Source organism: Paenibacillus sp. FSL R10-2771, from assembly GCF_038000205.1.
Lineage (GTDB): Bacteria > Bacillota > Bacilli > Paenibacillales > Paenibacillaceae > Paenibacillus_AQ > Paenibacillus_AQ phytohabitans.
Genome location: NZ_JBBOBM010000001.1, coordinates 6,963,837 through 6,986,224, shown reverse-complemented (window position 1 = coordinate 6,986,224; position 22,388 = coordinate 6,963,837). Strand labels below are relative to the sequence as shown.

The 22,388-nt window shown below is 52.9% G+C and carries 13 protein-coding genes; all 13 read left to right on the top strand.

Features of this window, described 5'->3' with window-relative positions; genetic code table 11:
- Nucleotides 1-33 precede the first annotated feature (33 nt).
- The 13 genes from NSU14_RS30065 (at nt 34) to NSU14_RS30005 (ending at nt 22,335) form a co-directional block, all read left to right on the top strand.
- The gene (locus NSU14_RS30065; protein WP_042132989.1) at nt 34-1,356 is read left to right on the top strand and encodes a TerD family protein; all 1,323 of its coding nucleotides are present in this window, start codon (nt 34-36) and stop codon (nt 1,354-1,356) included.
- A 27-nt stretch (nt 1,357-1,383) separates the two neighbouring features.
- Nucleotides 1,384-2,127 carry a TerC family protein gene (locus tag NSU14_RS30060; protein WP_042132991.1) on the top strand — a complete coding sequence of 248 codons (744 nt, stop codon included), beginning with the start codon at nt 1,384-1,386 and terminating at the stop codon, nt 2,125-2,127.
- Between the two features lie 232 nt (nt 2,128-2,359).
- The gene (locus tag NSU14_RS30055; RefSeq protein WP_171720333.1) at nt 2,360-3,568 is read left to right on the top strand and encodes an HpcH/HpaI aldolase/citrate lyase family protein; all 1,209 of its coding nucleotides are present in this window, start codon (nt 2,360-2,362) and stop codon (nt 3,566-3,568) included.
- Nucleotides 3,569-3,644: 76 nt separating this feature from the next.
- Nucleotides 3,645-4,937, top strand: a complete 1,293-nt coding sequence (locus NSU14_RS30050; RefSeq protein WP_042132994.1) for a phosphoribosyltransferase family protein — start codon at nt 3,645-3,647, stop codon at nt 4,935-4,937.
- Nucleotides 4,934-6,088, top strand: a complete 1,155-nt coding sequence (locus tag NSU14_RS30045) for a cysteine protease StiP family protein (protein ID WP_340948227.1) — start codon at nt 4,934-4,936, stop codon at nt 6,086-6,088. The genes NSU14_RS30050 and NSU14_RS30045 overlap by 4 nt, the downstream gene beginning before the upstream one ends.
- On the top strand, nt 6,085-6,918 hold the full coding sequence (locus NSU14_RS30040; protein ID WP_042132998.1) for an HAD family hydrolase: 834 nt from the start codon (nt 6,085-6,087) through the stop codon (nt 6,916-6,918). Before NSU14_RS30045 ends, NSU14_RS30040 begins: the two co-directional genes overlap by 4 nt.
- A complete protein-coding gene (locus NSU14_RS30035; RefSeq protein WP_340948226.1) occupies nt 6,915-7,970 on the top strand; it encodes an ATP-grasp domain-containing protein in 1,056 nt (351 codons plus the stop codon). Before NSU14_RS30040 ends, NSU14_RS30035 begins: the two co-directional genes overlap by 4 nt.
- A gap of 36 nt (nt 7,971-8,006) precedes the next feature.
- Nucleotides 8,007-8,732, top strand: a complete 726-nt coding sequence (locus NSU14_RS30030) for a hypothetical protein (protein WP_042132999.1) — start codon at nt 8,007-8,009, stop codon at nt 8,730-8,732.
- A 13-nt stretch (nt 8,733-8,745) separates the two neighbouring features.
- Nucleotides 8,746-9,840: a toxic anion resistance protein gene (locus NSU14_RS30025; protein WP_039299403.1), complete on the top strand. Its 1,095-nt coding sequence runs from the start codon at nt 8,746-8,748 to the stop codon at nt 9,838-9,840.
- A 408-nt stretch (nt 9,841-10,248) separates the two neighbouring features.
- On the top strand, nt 10,249-11,037 hold the full coding sequence (locus NSU14_RS30020; protein WP_039299406.1) for a formate/nitrite transporter family protein: 789 nt from the start codon (nt 10,249-10,251) through the stop codon (nt 11,035-11,037).
- 408 nt (nt 11,038-11,445) lie between these two features.
- Nucleotides 11,446-15,090 (top strand): PA14 domain-containing protein, encoded by a 3,645-nt coding sequence (locus NSU14_RS30015; RefSeq protein ID WP_340948225.1) that lies wholly within the window; start codon nt 11,446-11,448, stop codon nt 15,088-15,090.
- Nucleotides 15,091-15,113: 23 nt separating this feature from the next.
- Complete coding sequence (locus NSU14_RS30010) at nt 15,114-16,970, top strand: S-layer homology domain-containing protein (RefSeq protein WP_340948223.1); 1,857 nt, start codon at nt 15,114-15,116, stop codon at nt 16,968-16,970.
- Nucleotides 16,971-16,995: 25 nt separating this feature from the next.
- Nucleotides 16,996-22,335, top strand: coding sequence for a GH92 family glycosyl hydrolase (locus NSU14_RS30005; RefSeq protein ID WP_340948222.1), 5,340 nt, complete (start codon nt 16,996-16,998; stop codon nt 22,333-22,335).
- Nucleotides 22,336-22,388 lie beyond the last annotated feature (53 nt).

The following is a 22,388-nucleotide window of genomic DNA, read 5'->3' as shown; positions in this document are numbered from 1 at the left end:
GCACTCTTATCCATTTATAAAGGTGGCGTAAGAATGAGTACTGAAGTAGTTAAAGGGCAGAAAGCAGACCTGACCAAAGGAAACCCGGGAATCCGCAATATCATTGTAGAGATCGGGTGGAAAGCTCCATCTTCCATGGATATTGACGCCTCTGCGTTCCTGCTCGGGGCGCAAGGCAAAGTAAATAGTGACGATGATCTGATCTTTTATAATAACCCGTCTACGCCTTATATCAGATATAAGGATGTGCCGGGTGCAACTTCGGGGGGACTTAAGCAGTTCGAGGTGGGACTGGACAAGATTCCTGCAGGTATCGCGAAGATAGCCTTTACCCTTACCCTGTATGATGGCGAGAACCGCAAGCAAATGTTCGGACAGATGAGCGAGGCCCAGTGCCGGATCCTGGATCAGGCGACAGGGGCGGAAATTCTGCGGTGTAACCTGGGAAATCATTTCTCTGTGGAAACAGCTGTTGTGGTAGGAGAATTATATAGATACGGCGAAGAATGGAAATTCAGTGCGATCGTTGCAGGCTTCTCCGGCGGACTCAAAGCGCTGTGCGGCAACTATGGCATAGAAGTGGAGGATGAGCCTGCTCCGGCGGCTGCACCGCAGCCTGAGAAGAAGACGGCACCGCCGGAACGCACGCCGCTTCAGGTGCCGCCACCGAAGGTGGAGCAAGCCAGACCTGCTATAGTAATTCCTCCTCCGCCTGCGCCGAAGCAGACGGAAGCTCCCGCACCGCCGCTGAATCTCAATCTGAAGAAGATTGAGCTGAAGAAGAAGGGCGATTCCATCAACCTGAAGAAATCAGCCTCCGGTCTCGGTGAGCTCGTCATCAACCTGAACTGGAACCAGAAGCAGGGCGGTGGACTGTTCAGCCGTAACAAGGGCGGCGTGGATCTCGATCTTGCCTGCCTGTATGAACTCAAGAACGGCAGCAAAGGAGTTGTGCAGGCACTGGGTAATGCTTTCGGCAACCTGCAGCAGCCGCCGTACATCATGCTGGATGGGGATGACCGGACAGGCTCCGTAACATCCGGCGAGAATCTGCGTATAAACGGAAGTAAGGTTGCACAAATCGAAAGAATTTTAGTGTTTTCTTTTATTTACAAGGGAGTTACCAATTGGTCTGAGGCGGATGGGGTAGTTACCCTGAAGCAGGATGGAGGACCGGATATTGTCGTTAATCTGGACGAGCATAACAACCGTAAGGGCATGTGCGCCATCGCGCTGATCCGGAATGTAGGCAACGAGACCTTCAGTATTGAACGGCTTGTGCAATATTTCAGCGGTCATAAGGAGATGGATGAGGCCTATGGCTGGGGGCTTCGCTGGGTAGCAGGCAGCAAATAATTTTATTTTACCGGAGGCGCAAGTGGAATGGACTGGTTCAGTGATTTTTTTAGGAGTATCAGTGAGAATTATGGGCATTTCTTCTCCTGGAGTGATGTTGTAGCGACGCTCTCCGATCCTGTCAGCTGGGGGATTATAGGGAGTCTGGTTCTGCTGGAGGGCCTGCTCTCCGCAGATAACGCGCTCGTGCTGGCGGTAATGGTTAAGCATTTACCGAAAGAGCAGCAGCGTAAGGCACTGTTTTACGGGATACTCGGCGCTTATTTATTCAGATTCCTGGCGATTGGTCTGGGTACCTTCCTGATTGGATTCTGGGAGGTTAAGGCTCTAGGTGCTCTGTATCTCTTCTACATTGCCTATAAAGGTCTGTTTAAGAGTGGCGGAGAAGAAGGGGAGACGAAGAACAAAGGCACCTCTTTCTGGAGGACGGTGCTCCTGGTTGAATTAATGGATATTGCCTTCAGTATTGACAGTGTAGTTGCTGCATTCGGTCTTAGTAATCAAGTCTGGGTGCTATTCCTGGGGGGTATCCTCGGCGTGCTGATGATGCGCGGCGTGGCACAGGTATTCCTCAAGCTGATTGCTAAATACCCTGAACTGGAACAGTCAGCCTTCCTGCTCATTGCACTTATTGCCGGTAAAATGCTTGCTGGTGCGTTCGGGTATGAGATGCCGCATGTGATCTTCTTCACGGTTCTGATTGCAGTGTTTGTGGGTACCATTGTGTACAGCGCCAGTAAACGCAAAAAAGAGGCGAACCGCAAAGCCTGATTCCCCTGATGGATAGCTTTAGATTCATAGCTGTACAGGAAGCCGGGGAGTTCACGGGAAGGGTGGACTCCGGCGTGCTTCCGGGTAATCGTTATATGTTATAGCATGGCCTTTGCTTGTATTTGAGAAAGCCGGATGCCGTCCCCGAGAGGACGGCATAGCCGGTTCTGCTTGTCTCTATATGGAGAGGCTATTCGTTTTGTGCTTGGCACAACATTAAGGGGGAAAGGCCTTGAGATATTTCGATTACCTTACGCAAGAACAGGAAACTTCATTATTTCATGTTCCGCCGGTTTCATTTGATCATACAACCAGCAAGGATTTACTGGCTTATGCCGTCGGAGCTGCCCTTTATATGCCTGCTACAAGGTCCAGTGTTGCCGAAGATATTATTAAGCTGAGAGCCTCGGGGCTCGTTACGGTAATCATAGATCTGGAGGATGCCATAGGGGATGGCGAGGTGGATTATGCTGAAGAATCCGTTGTGCGGCATCTCGCCTTCCTGTCCGCTTACGCCGAGAATGATCCGGAGCCCAGAGGCAGTCTGCCGCTGCTGTTCATCCGTGTACGCAATCCGGAGCAGCTGCGGGATCTGATTTTCCGGCTGGGTTCTTTAATAACGATGCTGACCGGTTTTGTGTTTCCCAAGTTTTCTGTCCTGAACGGTGTGGAATTTTTTGAGGCCATTGCCGACTACAATAATACGCGTACTTATTCAGCCCCTGTGCTGTACGGAATGCCGATTCTGGAGAATGCTCCGATCATCTACCGGGAGAGCCGGCTGGACAGCCTGCTGGCCATCCGTGATCTGCTGGGGCAATACCGCGAATATGTGCTCAATGTCAGAATTGGAGCAACGGATTTCTCCAGCCTGTTCGGACTGCGGCGCAGTCCCGATATCAGCATCTATGACCTGACGCCGATCCGCGACTGCATGTCGGATATTATTAATATATTTGGCCGTGTGGAAGAAGGGTATGTCATCTCGGGACCTGTGTGGGAATACTTCGCCAGCAAAGGACACCGGGTTCTGCGTCCTCAGCTTCGCGAGACTCCTTTTGAAGATACCTATGGCAAGCATGGCCGCGAGATGCGGAATAAGTACATTTCCAGCTCGATGGATGGCCTGATCCGTGAAGTGATTTTGGACAAGGAAAACGGTATTGTGGGCAAAACGATCATTCATCCTTCCCATCTCAGACCCGTGCAGGCGATGTATACAGTAATGCATGAAGAATATGTGGACGCCTTAAGTATTGTGGAGAGCAATGATGGCAGCCGCGGAGTGTTCAAGAGCGAATATTACAACAAGATGAATGAAATTAAGCCGCATTTGAACTGGGCCAGACGTATTTTACTACGATCTCAAATATACGGGGTGTTACATGAACAACAGCATTTTGTCGGATTACTACCCGAGAACGAATATACACACGTTTAATATCGTCGAGAATCTGCAGGTTACGGTAACGGAAACCTCCAACCCCTTTCATATGCCCGTGGAAGCCTTATTCTCCATGGCCGCCCGTATCAACAAGAAACGCTCTTTTCTATTCGTCAGCAAAGTGCTTGGCAAACACATTCCTGTAGGTCCCTATACCCCTCTGCTTAGCGGAGCGGCACTTGCCCTTCTCCTGTACTTAGAGATGAGTGCGGATAGCGCTGAACGGGAAATCATGGACAAGCTGATGAGCCAGGCGGTTCATGGCCTGATTCATCCTGAATTCGCGGAAGAGGCCTATCATGATCTGCTTGCTGCACGTCTGGTTCTGCCTCAGCCTGCCCTTTTTATCGGCTTTGCCGAAACCGCTACCGCCCTGGGTCACAGCATGTACAACATGTTTGCCGGCGGAGCCTCATATATTCATACGACCCGTGAGAATATTCCTGAACTGGAATCCGTAGTCACCTTCGAAGAGGAGCATTCCCATGCTGTAGATCATCTCTGTTACGCCCTGAATCCTAAGCTGTTATCGGGAACAGAGCCGATTGTGCTGGTGGATGATGAGATTACGACCGGCAATACGGCGATCAATACCATTCGTGATATCCAGTCCAAATTCCCGCGCCGGGAGTATGTAGTGGCTTCACTTCTGGATTGGCGGAGCACCGCGAATATTCAGGCTTACCGTGATCTGGAGCAGGAGCTGGGAATTAGAATCACCGCCTTATCTTTGCTGCAGGGCAGCATTGAGGTGACTGGAACCCCTCTGCTGAAGCCGCAAGCCGGAAGCGCAGAACCATCCGCAGCAGTTGCAGAGCTAGTGACCACGTATATACAGGACGGGTTAGAGCGGCTGCAGGTGTCCTCTGCGGATGCGCAGGGTGTTGTGAATCTCTCCCCCTATTTGAAATACAGCGGCCGTTTTGGTCTGGAATCTGCAGATAACCGGCGGATTGACGAAGGCGTCAGCAGGGTGGCCGGGAAGCTCCGTGACTTACGGGAAGGCTCCCGCACTTTGGTGATGGGCGTAGGCGAGTTCATGTATCTGCCGATGCGGATTGCCGCGGAGATGGGTGAGGGCGTGTCCTATCAATCCTCTACCCGCAGTCCGATCCATCCGCAGCGCCGTGCCGATTACGGTGTGCACAGTGCAGCAGCGTATCCGTCCGCAGGCGACACAGAGATCACCAATTTCATCTATAATGTGGATCCCGGCCAGTATGATGATATCTTTGTGCTGCTTGAGCGGGATGTGCCGCGGCAGCGGATTGAACCGATGACGGATATTTTGCAGAGGCTGGCAGGCAATAAGGTGCATCTTATTATACTGGCCTCTGAACCTGAAACTGGAGGCTCGCGGATATGAAGGGAATCGAAATGGAAGAGATAATGAACAGAAGAATATCCCCTCCGGTTCCGCTGGGCAGCTACCCTGCCTCCGATGTTACGTTTCTGCTCAAGGACCTCAGCGATGTATCCCTGGAGCGGGGAACAGCCGAACGGGAGGAAGCAATCCAGTCGGGCGTGCATTACTCAGAGATGCTCCCTGTAGAATACCAGCCGACGGAGCAGTATATCGAATTGTTCCATGAGACATTGCAGCATACCGCGAGGAAGGTGGCGCTTGCTGTAGCTGCCGTATCTGAGATGATTGTGGCTCAGCGGGGAACGGCGAATACGGTTCTGGTCTCACTGGCAAGAGCAGGTACCCCGATAGGCGTGCTGATCAAAAGGTATATTCTGGAGCGCTATGAAGCGGATCTGCCGCATTACAGTATTTCGATTATCCGGGGTAAAGGTATCGATGAGAACGCTGTGCTATATATGCTGCAGCAGCACGGAAGCGGTGCGGAGCTGCAGTTCATTGACGGCTGGACCGGCAAAGGGGCTATCCGCCAGGTGCTGATCGAGGCCTGCGGGAGCATGTACAGCAAATATGGGATTACCCTGAATGATGATCTGGCGGTTCTCGCCGATCCCGGATACTGTTCGGGAACCTTCGGCACAAGGGAGGATTATCTGATCCCAAGCGCTTGCCTGAACTCTACGGTATCCGGTCTGATGAGCCGTACCGTGCTCCGCGACGATCTGATCGGACCGGAGGAGTTCCATGGTGCCAAATTCTATAAGGAATGGCTGGATAGTGATCTGTCTAATGTATTCGTGGAAGCTGTGACTCCTTATTTCCGTGAGGTGGCTGCGGAGGGGCTGAAGCTTGCTGAAGAGATGCAGGCGGATCCTCCGGAGATTACCTGGCAGGGGCTGGCTGATATCCGCAGTATCCAGGAGACCTTCGGCATTGATAATATCAATCTGGTGAAGCCGGGGGTTGGCGAGACCACGCGTGTGCTGCTGCGCAGAGTGCCCTGGAGAATCCTCGTTGATCGGCTGGACAATCCCAACCTGCGGCATATTCTGCTGCTGGCCGAAGACCGTGGTGTGCCTGTGGAGGTATTCCCCGGACTGACGTATTCCTGCTGCGGGATCATTAAGCCGCTGAAAGGGGAGAGTGAATGATCTACGCCAGTGATCTGGACCGTACGCTGATCTACTCTTTGAATGCCATCGGAGTTCCCGGGGATGCCCCCGGTCTGGTGCCGGCCGAAGTGATTGACGGCAGAACGGTCTCGTATATATCGCAGCAGGCTCTGGATATGCTGAAAGAGCTTGCGGCGAAGATCATCTTCATGCCGGTCACTACGCGCACTATCGCACAGTACCGGCGGATCAACCTGTTCCAGGAGACCGTTATTCCGGATTATGCCGTTACCAGTAATGGAGGCAACATTCTCGTGAACGGGGTAGTGGACCAGGAATGGCGGGCGGCTGTCGGGCGGCTGGTGGAACGCGGGTCCGTGCCGGCTGAGGAAGCCGGCAGGATTGTCCGCTCTGTAGTGCGGGCAGAATGGATTACCAGTGAGCGGTATTGTGACGAGCTGTTCTACACCTTCGTAGTGCACCGTGATTCTCTGCCGCTGGATGAGATTACCCGCATGGCTGAGCGGCTGGATGGACTGGGCTGGAAGGTATCGCTGCAGGGGCGCAAGCTCTACATTGTGCCGGAGGCCGTGAACAAAAGTGACGCGATCCTTCATGTCCGCCGTACCGTCCGGTCAGAGCCGATGGTCGCTTCAGGCGATTCCCTGCTGGACAAGAGTCTGCTGGCGGCTGCGGACTATGCCATTGCCCCCTGTCACGGAGAAATATTTGCCGAGCAGCAGGCGGGTCTAGTAAACTTAGAGTATCCTTTCACGAAGCAATCGGGTGTATTTGCCGGGGATGAGATTATGCAGTATGTTCAAACGATTTATAATAATTTGACAGCATTGGGAGTTGGGCCACAATGAAAAAGGTAAATATTTATTTCAATCGCTGGTTTTCCGTGGCTTTTCATTACATGAATCTCATCCGGAACAATGAAGACGGCATCCCGGTTCAAATATTCGCCACCCACCCGGATATCCGCCATATGTCGCTGCAGGGCGCTGATGTTGCAGGGGCCGAGCCTGAGCTTACGGGAATCGAATACGTGCAGTTCTGCGTTGATTTCTGCCGCCGCAATGAGATTGATATTTTCATTCCGCGGCTGCATATGCTGGATATCGCCCGGCATGTGTCCTTGTTCGATGCCATCGGGACGAAGGTGCTGGTCTGCCGCGATCAGGATCTGCTGGAAATGATTATGGATAAAGGCAAGTTCTACGAAAGTGTGAAGTCTAACGGAATCATGACGATTCCAGATTATCATGTCGTAAGTAATGCAGAGCAGTTCAAGGAAGCCTATGAAGAACTCGTCTCCAAGGGACATAAGGTCTGCTTCAAGCCGACCGAAACAGAGGGCGGTCTCGGATTCCGGATTATAGACAATAACCGCAGCCCGCTGGAAGAGCTGTTTGGACATGTAACGCCGTTAATTTCCTTCGAGGATGCTTACCGTATTCTTTCCGGAGCGGAGAGTTTTCCTAATCTGATGGTTATGGAGCTGCTGGAGGGATATGAATATAGTATTGATTGTCTGGCAGATGCGGATGGCAATCTGCTTGCCGCTGTCCCGCGCCGTAAGGCGGGCGGACGGCTGCGGCTGATGGAGCATATTCCGGAGCTGGAAGAGGTTGCCCGCAGGGTGGCCGAGACCTACCGGATTCCTTATAATTTCAATGTCCAGATGAAATATAGCGGCGATGTACCCAAGCTGCTTGAGATTAATCCGCGGATGTCCGGGGGCCTGCATATCTCGTGTCTGTCCGGAATTAACTTCCCTTATCTGGCAGTCAAAAGCGCTCTGGGCGGCGAAGTTCAGCCTGTAGAATTCGCGCACAATGTCTTGGCAAGCCATGTTGAGCAGCCGCTGATCATGAAAATAAACGGAGAATCCGTGGTTACGGATTCCGTGAATTGAGTGTGGAGCATTCACGCTCATAAGAGGTGAGAAGGAATGCAAGCTAAATTCAAAGTACTGGTATACGCCGGGGCCGGCTATGTTGTGGCTGTATTGACCAGCGGGTTCCTGCCCGAGCTGATCTCGCTGCTGCTTCCGGTTGCCGGGGCCGCCCTTGCGGTGCCGGGCTTCAGGCGCACAAGAGTGAATCTCCCGGTGGAGGTTATTCCCGCCGGCCAAGAGCCGGCAGCGGCTCCTGCAGCTTCAGCCGGGGCGCTTCAGTCCCCGGCTGGCGGCGCCCCGGCCGCAGGCCCACTCCCGGCTGCGGGACAGGCTTCTGCGGTCAAAGCGGGAGCTGAGACCAGAGGGGAGATTACCATCGGAGCGGAATTCGCTCCGGTAGTGGAGTATCTTAGCATTCTGGAGGATATGATTATATCTGAAGGGCAGAAGGATACGCTGGACAATGAGATCGTCGAGAAGTCACTGGCGCTGTTCGCCAGACTGCAGCGTGTGATTCCTCTGCTGCAGGAACTTGGCAACGGCGAGATCAACCACACCGTCCGCAGACTGGTGCTGAAGGATCTCAACGGTGTGATCAATCCGTTCCTGAGGCTGGGCGGCGAAGCCAAGACGAGAAACCGGAGAATGCTGCTGAACGGTCTGCGTGATGTCGATACCAAAATATCCGATATTGCGTCTACGATCGAACATAAAGACCTGATGGAACTTCAGACCAAGGCGGAACTGATTCATCAGCGTTACAGCAGTTCCGAACTATAGGAGGAGGAAAACCATGTCCACGCAGTTGATCGAGCTGAGAAAAGAAGATGAACAGAAGGTAGTGGAGGAAGCTTCCCAGTTAATTGAGAAGGTGTCCAAGACCGATACGGTAGCCCTGGATTCCCTGATGGATGATATCGGCAAGCTTGGCGTGAAGACGCAGGAAAAAGCGGGACAAACCCTTAAGCTGCTGGATCGTCCGGTCAATGACCTGATGAGCGGCAAGCGGGTGGAAGTGCCGAATATGATTATGAAGCTGCGTAATGAGTGCGAGACGCTGCAGCAGAGCAAGAATGTCAGCTTTTTCGGCAAAATGCTGCGCAAGAGTCCGCTCAAAAATTATGTCTACAAATATCAGTCCGTCCGCACCAATATTGATGCCATCATTACCGGTCTGCGCGACGGCCGCGATACGCTGGAAGAGAGCATCGTCAACATGCGCCAGCTGAAGCGCACCTCGATGGAGGAGATTTATAACCTGCAGACCAAAATTGCCTTCGGCAACAAGCTGAAGGAGCTGTTCGAGGTAGAAATCGCCAAGCCGGAGAACGAGTTCCGCAAGGCGTATCTGGAACGGGGACTGCGCAAGGTAATGGTACGGATTCAGTCCATGACCGAAATGATTCTGCTCTACAATCAGGCGATTGCGGCAACGGATATCATCAATGACAACAATGATAAGCTGATCGATTCCGTAAACAACGCGATTGATAAGACTTCTAACCTGATCACCGTGTCGGCGATGATTGCCATGTCCCTGGCTGATCAGGAGAATGTCATTAACGCTGTGGAAGCCACCAACAAGACGATCGAGGATCAGTTCAAGGAGAACGCACGGTTGCTGCGTACAACTACCGAGAAGACCACGGAGCTGCTCTCCAAGCCGTCCATGTCACTCGAAGCTGTGAATCAGGCAATAGGCGATCTGCTAAGTGCTCTGGATACCTCGGAGCAGTCCAACCGGCGGATTATCGAGAGCTGCCAGGATTATACGTCCAAAATGACGACCATCAACACCCAGCTGAACAACCGGCTCGGGCTTAATGAGGGCTCGCAGCCGCAGGCTCTGAAGCAGGCGGAGAATGGGCTGAGCAGCTTTTTGAACTGATGATTTGATCTGCGGCCCGTAAGCACATACGAAGGATTGCAATAAGCCTGCTGATGGGGATCAGCGGGCTTTTTTTGTCATGATAATCAGCATTCATAATGCTCCGCTCTCCCACATAAGTTGTCACTAAGGCGACCTGTGGAGAAAGAGGGGATAAGCGGATGATTCTGGGATGTTTGATAGTTGTGCTTATCGTCGTAGCCAGCAGTGAGAAAGCGGAAGCTATTGCCAGGCTGAATGACCCGGATGATAGAGGCCTGTAAGGCAGGTCCGGAAGGTGTGCGGGCTCCATAAATATTGACGCTCTGTGGTTCAAGCAATTTCCAGCGGTTTATTGGGTATAATAACCCGGAGGCTGTACAGCAGCCTCTACAATCACTGAAAATACGAAGCTAAGACGGAGGTCAAATGGAGAACGAGGCACTGCTGCAGGTGGAGAAGCTGGCACTGAAGAAACAGAAGATCTTCCGGCAAAGCATATTGCGGTATATTGCCAGAGCCATGCTCGCCAGCATGTTTATCGGATTCGGCGTTATCGTAGCGTTTAAGACCGGCAACTTCTTCTATATGGAACAATCGCCGATGACCTATCCGATGGCTGCGATTACGTTCGGCGCAGCCATCATCCTCATTTCTTACGGCGGGGGAGATTTATTTACCGGAGATACCTTCTATTACACCTACGCGGCCTTGAGACGCAAGATGGCATGGACTGAGGTAGTGCGGATGTGGGTAGTGAGCTACATCGGTAATATCCTTGGGGCTACGGCGTTCGCCCTGCTGATTTTTCTGACCGGATTATTCTATGATTCCTCTGTGAACGGGTTTCTGCTGAATGTGGTGGCTCACAAGATGGAAGCCCCGGCGCTGCAGCTGTTCTTCCGGGCTATTCTCTGTAACTGGCTCGTCTGTCTGGCCTTCTTCGTCCCGATGTCGATGAAAAGCGACGGAGCCAAAATGTTCGCCATGGTTCTATTCGTCTTCTGTTTCTTCATCTCCGGCTATGAGCACAGTATTGCCAACATGTGTACCTTCGCAATTGCGCTCGTGCTGGATCACCCCGGCACCATATCATGGGGAGGCGTTGTGCATAATCTTGTCCCGGTTACGCTCGGGAATCTCATTGGCGGCGGGGTGCTGATGGGCGTGATGTATTACTATGTGAATAAGCCGTTTCTGGATGAGGAGTCTCATTAAAGCGGCTGCCAAATAAACCAAAAAGCGTTTCTCCGGTTATGGAGGAACGCTTTTCTGCTTTTTGTTGAGATAAATATACACAAAAGCTGTTTGTTCCTGCTGGAATTCATAGTAAATTTCATAGCTGTTTTAACCTCCCGATTACATTTCCTTTTAGAATGCCGGAATTACAACTAGCCCTGCTTCGTCGGCTACTTATAAGGGACACAGATTATTTGGCAGTAGCGGGTAAGGGAGGCGATTTGGAAGATCGTGAATAATTATAGATTATAATGAATTAATTCCCAGATATATTTCTTCAAATTTTACATAAAACTCATCCCGGTTTTACCAAGCATGCATTGAACAGTTCGCCCGGTAAACGTATCATTTCCAAATGATCATAACTTTCATTTGGGGGGAAAAGAAGTGAAGAAGAGGTTTAAGCTGCTAAGCCGAATGCTTGCAGCTGCATTGCTGACGGCTTCATTGTTCACCGCTGGTTATGTGCCGTTACTACCGGCCAGTGCAGAGCCTGCAGACACAGGTGCTAATCCGGCTGAGGGAACGGATAACTCAGGATCAGCATCTGCTGCAGAGCCTGCCGCCAGCGGTGCAGACGGAGAAATATCTCTTGTTGCCGGTGAGGATGCTCCCATGTCAGCTGCTGCTGCAGAGGGAACATTGATCGCCAAGGACAGTGGATGGGTGTATCTGGATGACGGTTCTGATCAGGCTACGGTCTGGCAGGATGTCTATTTCGATGACAGCAGCTGGAAGCAGGGACAAGCCCCGCTCGGCTATGCCGGCAGCGGCAAAGGGCTGGATCTGAACACCTGGATCGGTTACGGCACGGATTCAAGCCAAAAATATACAACATCGTATTACCGCAAGGAATTTCAGATTGACGACCCGGCAGCTATCCTTAAGCTCGCGGCTACGCTGGTCCGGGATGACGGCGCAGTTGTGTATCTGAACGGTCAGGAAGTCTACCGCACGAACCTGCCGACGGGTACGATTCTCTATAATACTTATGCTTCTTCGGCCATCGGCGACGAGCGGCTCGATAATAACTTCAATATCGATCCGGCTCTGTTACTGAAGGGCACAAATGTAATTGCCGCCGAGGTACATCAGGACAGGGGCGGCAGCTCCGATACGTTTTTCTCCCTCGAACTCAACGCTTCTGCAGGGGTATCCGCCTCGAAAGACCACGGATTACTTGGTCAATATTACACCGGTACCGAGACCTTTGAGTTCGGTGATTATAAGTCCACACGAATTGATTCCCAGATTAACTTCAGCAATCTGGACCCCGTTCTCCAGACATGGACCGGACGCTCGGATGATGCAAATATCCGCTGGACAGGCCAGATCATGGCGCCGGAGTCCGGCGACTATACCTTCTATATGATCGGCGACAATGGTTTCCGGATGTGGCTTGACGACCAGCTTGTGATCGACCACTGGACTAACGACTGGGATGTGGAACAGACCAGCACTCCGATTACACTGCAAGGCGGAGTGAAGCACAACTTTAAAGTAGAATATTTCGAGGATTTCGGCGGATCGAACCTGTATCTGCGCTGGTCGGGTCCGGGGATAACGAAGCAGATTATACCTGCCTCTGCCCTTTACCTTCCGGTTGATTACAATGGCCCTGTCTACGGCAGCGTAGATTCTGGTGGTACCAGTGTAGCGCTGCAGCTCACGGGTGATCTGCAGCAGGTTTCGTCCGAGTTGGCCAGCCATCTGACAGTCAAGACGGACACAGCTGTGATTCCGCTCCTGAATGCGGTTCAAGGCAGTGCTCCTGATCAGCTTACACTGACACTTGGCTCCATCGTGAAGCCTGGGCAAATTGTGAACATCTCCTATGACGGGCAGGCAGGACTGAAGTTTACAGACGGTACATCTGCGGGCAGTTTCGTTTATAGTCCTGATAATATGTCAGAGGCCGTGGATTACTCACCGATTGCGATTGCAATGTCCTTCCAGAATGAAGCGAAGACCAACCGGTCCTTCGCCTGGTATACAAGCTATGAAAGACCCGACAGCGCACCAGCGGGGATTATGGACAGCATTGTAGAGATCGTGCCGGCAGACCAGGACTTTGACTCCCCAGTGAAGCAGCGCTTTGTTGGAGATCCTGCTGACACCAGGGCGCTTAATCTGAATATCACTAGCTCGACAAAAGGTGCTTTTATCAGCCATAAAGCGATTGCTACCGGACTTGTTCCCGGAACTGCTTATAAATACCGTGTGGGCAGTGACGGAAACTGGAGCGCCGCAGGCAGCTTCATGACTGAGGGGGAGAACGAAAAGGCATACAACTTCCTCTATATGACTGACTCCCAAGGTGCAAATACCAACGACTATGAGGTATGGGCCAAAACACTGAAGAACGGGCTGGATGATTATCCGGATGCCAAGTTCCTGGTAATGACCGGGGATCAGGTCGATGCCGGATCGCTGGAGTCACAGTGGCTGGACTATTTCGGCAAGCCGCAGAACATGCTGATGAAGCTTCCGCTGATGGCGGCTGTCGGCAATCATGAAGGGCCGTATAACGATAACTATTATTATCATTTCAACTATCCGAATGATTCAATCGATGATCCGCTTCCTCCAGGCAGTGTCTATTCCTACGACTACGGCGATGCCCATATCATGGTGCTGAACACGATGGACATGGGCTGGGACGAGCGGCAGCGTAATTCCTTCGAACAGCAGGTTGATTGGCTGAAGCGTGAGGTAGCTGTAACGGACAAGAAATGGAAAGTGGTTGCTTTCCACAAGGCGGTCTATTCGCTCGGGAACCATGCACTGGACAGTGATATTCTGGCGCTGAGAGAGAAGATGGTTCCGGTGTTCGATGAGCTGGGTATCGATGTGGTACTGCAGGGTCATGACCATACCTTCATGCGCTCGTACCAGATGTATGAGGACAAAGCGGTAACGGATATTCAAAAAAACGGCGACGGCAATCCGCTGAACCCTGACGGTACGCTGTACATGATCAATAATTCCGCCGGTACGAAATATTACGATATCCAAAAGGGTGTAAATCCGTATTATGCCAATGTATATCAGCAGCCTAAAGTACCGATCTACTCCGGCATCACGATGACGGAAGACAGCTTCACTATCAATTCGTACAAATCGGGCGATGCAGCTCCATTCGATACGTACACAATTGTCCGCGATGACAGCAAGCCCGAACCGGTGAAGGAGCTGGCAGCTGGCAGGACAGAGGACAAGGCGGCCGTACTTACCTGGGTAAGACCAGCCGACAAGAGTGACGCTGATGCCGTCAGAGGCTTCCGGATTTATGAGAAGAACGGTAAACTCGGGACGAACTGGAGTGTTTATGTACCCGTGGAAGAAGCGCGGAGCCAGTATGAATATAAGGTAACGGGAACTAATCCGGCTGTGGATTATGAGTTTGTAGTCAAAGCCGTAGACAAGCGGGACAATTCCTCGGAAGCTACCGTGTTCTCCGGCGGTGAGCATCCGGCGGCACCGACCGCTCCGGTCATTGACGATGCCCGCAACACCTTCGGCTGGACACTCGTACCTGGCTACCCTGAAGCAGCTGACTATGAATATAGCTTGGACGGAGGCGAAACCTGGCAGCCGGTCACGGTGAACCCGCAGCCGATCCATGACGGCAGCTACGCAGCAGGCATGGTGCAGGTGCGCATCAAAGGTGATATGGCAGCCGGTACTCCAGCAGGAACAGCACTGCTCTCGGACAAGACGTTCACGCCAAATGATTATACCGATACGTACGAGATAAAAGGTGTGCTTAAGCGCGATAATCAGCTTCAGGTGGAGGTCTCACTGGATCGTCTCGCGGAGTATACCGGCAGCGCTTATGTTGTCTTCGAACTGATGGACGGCGATACTCCGCTGCTGATTAACGCTATCCCGCTTACGAGCAGCCATCTGACGATGTCCCAGTACTACAATGTGAAAGGTGAAAACTACCGGGTCAAGGTTTTTGTATTTGACCAGTTCAACAACAACCTTGAAGTGCCTGGACAGCTTGCGAAACCGGTAGAACTTCAGTGATCAGGAAAGAGAGGAATCCGAAGGTGAAAAAAGTTGTAGCGGCCATTATGGTCTTATTGTTCCTGTGTTCACCTGCTGCAGTCTTCGCTGCTAACTCCTTCACGCTCCATTTGAGCGGAAAGGAGGCTGAGCGCGGCGGCAGCATCACACTGTCTGGAACGACACCGGGCCCGGGTGACCAGGTTGTTGTCAAAATCGTCAGCCCGGCCGGAACAGTGTTCTATATTGATGTCTTGAAAGCTGTAGACGGAGCCTATACCCAGCGGGTGTCAATTCCGGCAAGCCAGCTATTGGCTCCATCCGGAAGCTATAACGTGGTTGCCGGTTCCGGCGGAACAACCCTGACCCAAACATTCATGATTCCGGGAGAAGAGGAGCCGGGCGGGGGAACACCGGGTAATCCGGGTACTGGAACGCCAACGCCAACGCCGATAGCGACAGTGGCACCGACAGCGACAGTGGCACCGACAGCGACAGTGGCACCGACAGCGACAGTGGCACCGACAGCGACAGTCTCACCGACAGCGACAGTGTCGCCGACAGCAACAGTGTCGCCGACAGCAACGGTATCACCGACACCAATGGCGACACCGAGTCCGACTCCAGGAACTCCTGATTCTGGAACGCCAAGTAATCCGGGTACGCCACAGCCTGCTGGAACGGGCAGCGGCCAGACTTCTCCGGACGGCTTGATTCCTGCCGGAGCCGGGGAAGCCAGCTCAGCACGTATCAAGCCGGAGCTGTCCGGGGACGGGCGTTATCTGATTGGTACAGATACGCTGGCGCAGGCTATGCAGCAAGCTGCTGGCCAGATCACAATTGAGCTGCCGGCCACGGCTGGAGAAGCTGGAGTGGCACTTGAGCTCCCGCAACAATCGCTGAATCTGCTTAATGCAGGGAATACAGGCCTTGTACTGACGGATGGAGTAAGGACGATTTCTTTTCCCGCAGGTGCAATGAAGACCTCGGGTGATAATCAGACCCGGTTGCGGATTGTTCTGAATGCCAGCTGGAATAAGGAAGCCCAGTCACTGGTTAGCGGGTCTGTCCGCAGTGATGCCGCTTATGCTTCGACTGGCGTATTACTGTCGCTGGTCATTCAGACGCTAAACGGCAGCAATGTTACTGAGATCCATCAGCTGACTCAGCCGGCAGAGGTTAGCCTCAAGCTGGCGCCAGCGCAGATTGCCTCGATGAAGACGGAACTCGCCGGCATTTATTACGTGGACGGCAACAGTGCTGAATATGTAGCTGGCACGTTGACGGCTGGAACGGTATCCTTCAAGGCGACCCATTTCTCTGCATATGCACTGCTTGTCTATGACAAGAATTTCGCGGATATGACCGGACACTGGGCTGAAGCAGCCGTGAAATCTCTTGCCGCCAAGCACCTGGTGAACGGTGTGGACGCTGCACATTATGAACCGGCCCGCGGCATTACCCGCGCTGAGTTCGCCGCCCTGCTGATGCGGGCTGCAGAGCGTACGGGAAACGTGCCGGCTGAAGTTGCTGCAGCACCGTTCGCTGATGTGCCTTCAAATGCTTATTACGCTAAGCAGGCGGCGGAGGCCGCAGCGACGGGTATAATGAACGGCTACGACGGGTCCTTCCGGCCAAATGACCGGATCACCCGCGAGGAAGCGGCGGTAGCACTGGTTAACGCTTCGAAGTACTTCAAGCTTGGGGCAGGCGTCCAGGCAGGTAAGGCTTATACTGATGCGCGGGAAATTGCCTCTTGGGCGACGGCCAGTGTGGCCGAGGCGGGAGCGAGCGGGCTAATGCAGGGAGACGGCACCGCATTCCAGCCGAAGAAGCAGGTCACCCGCGCTGAGGTGGCTGTAATGGTAGGCCGTCTGGTTCAGACCGGCTCTTCACTATAAGATGAAAGCGAGGGATTGGAATCTCATGCGTAAACAACTGTTCTCCATTCTGATGTCGGTTCTGATGCTGCTTGGCTTGCTGGATTCAGTGACTGCCTTTACGGTTACGGTATCCGCCGCGGAGGCTGGTATAGAAGTAGTTCCGGCGAAGAATGTTGCACTGAATGCACAAGTTACGGCATCAGGTCAATGTAATGTGAATGAACGGCCGCAATTTGCCGTAGACGGCAAGAACGACACCAAGTGGTGTGATAACACAGCTGCCAAGATCAAATGGATGAAGCTCGACCTTGGCAAGGAATATACGATAAACCAATGGACGGTGTACAACGCAGGGATCAATGAGAGCTCGAACAGCCCGTTCTGGAACACACAGAATTTCCGGTTGCAGAAGAGTGATGATGGCCAGAGCTGGAGCGATGTGGATGTTGTGCAGGGTAACGTGCAGACGGTCGTTGACCGGTATTTGCCCCAGCCAGTGACAGCCCGCTATCTCCGGTTCTATGTAAGCAAGGCTGCAGCGAACGGCGATACTGTCCGGCTGTATGAGCTGCAGGTATATGGAGTGGAAGCCGGGAAGTATCCGGCATATCCTGCAGTAAATCTGGAGCCGGTGGATTATGTCGATCCGCTTATCAACACCCTTGGAGATAACGGTCAGACGAATCCGGGACCGTCGACGCCGTTCGGACTCGTCTCCCTGGGACCTGACAGCGACGGCGGGGCGTTCAGCGGCTATTATTATCAGGATAAATACCTGAAAGGCTTCTCGCAGGTACGTTTCAGCGGTGTAGGCTGCAGTGGGGCAGGCGGCAACATCCTGATGATGCCTGAGACGCGTTCGTTCACGAAGAATGTGAATGAATATAAGCAGCTGTACGATAAAAGCAGTGAGCAGGCTTCTGCCGGGTACTATGGTGTTACGCTGGCATCAGGAATCGGCGTAGAATTGACGGCATCGGACAATGTCGGCTTCCAGCGCTATACATTCCCGGCATCCGCGAAGACGGGTTCTGTACTCGTGGATCTCTCCAATTCCTATGCCGGAATGCTTGATGCCAACCTGAAGGTGGAAGGCAGCAATGAAATTACGGGCATGATCCAATCCAAGAACGTATGCGGCAACGGGTATTATAAGCTCTATTATTCCATCCAGTTTGACTATGATTTCGATTCCTACACCTCCTGGCAGGGCGATACAACCGGAACGGAAGCAGTCCGTACCGGGGCGAACAGCGGAGTCTGGGTTAATTTCGATACGAATGGCGGCAAAGTGATCCAGGCTAAGGTCGGTCTGTCGGCGGTAAGTGTGGAACAGGCCAGAGCCGAAGCGAAGCAGGATATTGCAGACTGGGATTTCGACGCCCAGCATGCCAAGATCCGCAGCACCTGGAGCGATGTTCTGGGCAAAGTGGAAATCAAGGATGAAGATGAAGAGAATAAGAAAGTATTTTATACGCAAATGTACCATACGTACCTGCATCCGAAGAACGTGACCAGCTCAGCCGGAACCTTCAAGGCGGGCAGGGATGAGAATACGGTGCGCCAAGCGTCCGGGCTTGGTGAGGATTTTGAATACTATAACGGCTGGACGACCTGGGATGATTTCCGCAAATACTCCCTGTTCTCCGTGCTGGAGCCGCAGAAGTATAACAACATGGTGAAATCGCTGGTTGATCTTTACAAGACCAGAGGAACCTACACGCAATGGGGAGACGGTTATTGGCCAAGCCCGACGGTGCGCAATGAATTCAACGGTGCCGTCATTCTCGATGCCTATGCGAAAGGCTTCACGGACTATGACGTGTACACGGCGCTAAAAGGAATGGCAGTCGATGCGGACAACTTCTCGATTTCGGACGGCGAAATTTCCGGCAAGCTGGAGAAGGCGAAGAGTGCCTATTTCCCCATGAAGCTTGCTGCGCTGCTGGGCGACAAGAGTTCGTATGAGAAGTATAAGAAACTCGCACTCTCCTATCAGAAGCTGTGGAATGCGAACCAGGTCGATGAGAACGGCGTCAAGACCGGGTTCTTTACCCCGAACGGTACAACAGTGGCCAAAGGGGATGTAACCGCAGTGGACAAGTATGCCTATCAGGGCAATCTTTGGACATACCGCTGGTCCGCTACACAGGACATCAATGGCCTGGCCAAGCTGATGGGCGGCAAGACAGAAATGGCGAAGCAGCTGCAGGATTTCTTTGCCCGGAATGAGTACATGGCTATCAATGAGCCGGACATCGACGTACCCTATCTGTTCAACTATCTGGGTTATCCTTATCTGACCCAATATTATGCCAGAGAATATACAACCGAGGTGGTTACTCAGAAATACCATAACCACGGGCCGTATGCTTACCCGATCCAATCGCGGGTCTACCGTGCTGATCCTGAAGGTTATCTGCCTTCTATGGACGACGATGCCGGGGGAATGTCCTCCTGGTATGTATACAGCGCAATGGGACTCTTCCCCGGTAATCCGGGGGACGCCAATTTCCTGATCGGCTCACCCGTTTTCTCGGAGCTGACCCTGCATCTGGATAATGGCAAGACCTTTACTATTAAAGCGGACAATGTCTCCTCCGCCAACCGGTTCATTCAATCCGCCGCCCTGAACGGTCAATCGTATAATCAGGCCTGGATCGGCTATGATGATCTGATGAACGGAGGCACGCTGGAATTTGATATGGGAGACACGCCCAATTATGCTTGGGGGGCTTCGGCCAAATCGGCACCTCCTACAGCAGATTACGATGCTGACATTGAGAACACACTCTCCCGGACTTCATTGATCAGCGAAGGTTCAGAGTGGAAATATTATGATAAAGGCAAAGCCCCGGCGAATGGCTGGACATTAGCGGGCTTCAATGACAGCAGCTGGTCCTCCGGGCAGGCACCGCTCGGCTACGACAACAAGGGGTATGCCAAAACTGTGATCGGCTACGGTCCGGATGCCAGCAAGAAATATACGACGTCCTACTTCCGCACAACGTTCAATGCATCTGAGCTGCAGGACATACTGGAGCTGGACGCCGGTCTGATCCGTGATGACGGCGCCATCGTCTATCTGAACGGACATGAGATTATCCGGACGAACATGCCGGACGGGGCTGTGGCTTATGGTACAAATGCCAATGCTACAGTCGGAGACGAACGTGACTGGAACCGTTATGAGATCAATCCGGATTATCTGCAGGAAGGCATCAATGTGCTCGCCGCAGAAGTGCATCAGGTAAACTTCAGCAGCTCGGATATCGCATTTGATCTCAGTCTGGAGACAGTCAAGGAAATGGTGAAGCCTGACGCGCCAACAGCTCCGCTGGTGGACGATACGGCCAATACCTTCGGCTGGACGACAGTACCGGGCTTCACAAGCCCGGCCGATTATGAATACAGCACCGACGGCGGTGTGAGCTGGAAGACAGCTGCAGCGAATCCGCAGACGGTCGGACCGCAGGCCTTTGCGGCGGGCGCTGTACAAGTACGCATCCAAGCAAATGAGGAACGGAATGTCATGACAGGTGATGCCTTGGTTTCTAATGCCCCGTACACCTCGGACATCCTATGGGATGTGTACGATCTGAAGGCAGACGTGAAGCGCACAGGCAATATGACCGTAGAGGTATCAGGAACGCTCAAAGGGGATTATGTAGACTCGGCGGTTGCTGTAATTCAGCTGATGGACGGAGGAGAGCAGGCACTGCTGTCCAGTGCCGTACCGGTCCAGTCCGGCGGCTTCGAGCTGACGCAGAACTTCAGTGTGAACGCCAGCAAGTATCAGGTGAATATCTATCTGGTGGACAGCTTTAACGGCAACATCTACGACTCGTTGTGGCTGGCTGATCCTATTGAATCGCAGCCGGAGCCGGCACCGCAGAACCCTGGTGAACCAAGTGAACCAGGCGAACCTGGAGGAGAGCAGCCGGGCGGGGAAGATCCGTTGCCTGAACCGCTGCCGGTACCGGTGAAGACTCCGGTTGTACCTGACCCGGCGGAGGAACCGCAGCCACCGGTAGTGGATATGGGGACGGTAGAATTTGAGAACCGCACGGCCTGGTCGGATGCGGTCAATACGTTCAACAACAATAAGCTGAAAACTGAAGACGGCAATAACGGTACGGTGGTCGCCAATACCTTTACCGGCGCTTGGCTATCCTTTGCGGATATCGATTTCGGAACCAAAGGGACAAACCGGATTACGGTCGAGTATAATGCAAACTCTGACCGGACACCGGCGGATGCAGTGCTTGAGCTTCGGCTCGGGGCTGTAGACGGCGAGCTTCTCGGCAATGTGGAGCTTAAGAATACCGGTGCAGGGTGGACGCAATACAAGGCGGCGGCAGGAATCCTCAATCGTACACTGACCGGTAAGCAGAGCCTGTTCTTCGTGCTGAAGGGCAGTACCGACAGCAATCGTCCGTATATCGCCAATCTGGACAAGTTCATCTGGGACTACCAGGCGATCCGGACCGACTATACCAAGCTGGAGCTAGAGAGCTATGATGCCTGGTCCACAGATAATAATCCGGCCAACGGTGGTCCGCTGAAGACCGAGAACGGCATCAGCGGCAAGCAGGTTGCCAATACCTTTAGCGGGGCCTGGCTGGCGTACAAGGGAATGAACTTCGGCAGCACGGGCGTGAATCAGTGGTCGGTGGAGTATACAGGCAATTCAACGAATACAGCTGCAGATTCATCTGTTGAAGTCCGTCTGGGCGGAGTGGACGGTGAGCTTGTAGGCACTCTGTCAGCGCCGCCGACTGCAAATGCCTGGGGGACATACAAGACGGTGTCCGGGGCGCTGAGCAAGAATCTTACCGGCATGCAGGACATCTACCTGGTGTTTAGGGGCACAACGGATTCAACCTTCAAGTATATCGGTAATTTTGACAATGCGTCCTTCTCTCTGGCCGCAGCTGAGCCGGATGTTCTTGTGGAATTTGAGAACAAGACCGTTTGGTCCGATGCCAAAAATACCTTCAACAGCAATCCGCTCAAAACTGAAGGCAACAACGGCGGAACTGTAGTGGCTAATACATTTACCGGAGCCTGGTTCTCCTTTGAGAATGTTGATTTCGGCGTACAGGGCAAGAACTACGTGTCCATCCAGTACGATGCGCCGACCAATCGTGCCCCGGCTGACATCACAGCTGAGATCCGGCTGGGCGGCAAAGACGGCACAGTGATCAGTACGGTCAGTCTGCCCAATACAGGCGGAGCCTGGGGGAACTACAAGACTGCAGGCGCTCTGCTCAGTCAGACACTGACCGGCAAGCAGCATCTGTATGTCTCACTGAAGGGATCGACTACCTCGAGTCTGAATTATGTGGGCAACCTCGATAAACTAATCTTCACGAAGAAATGAAGGAGTGATTGCTGCAGAAGGCCCCTAGGAGACTAGTCTCCTAGGGGTCTTCT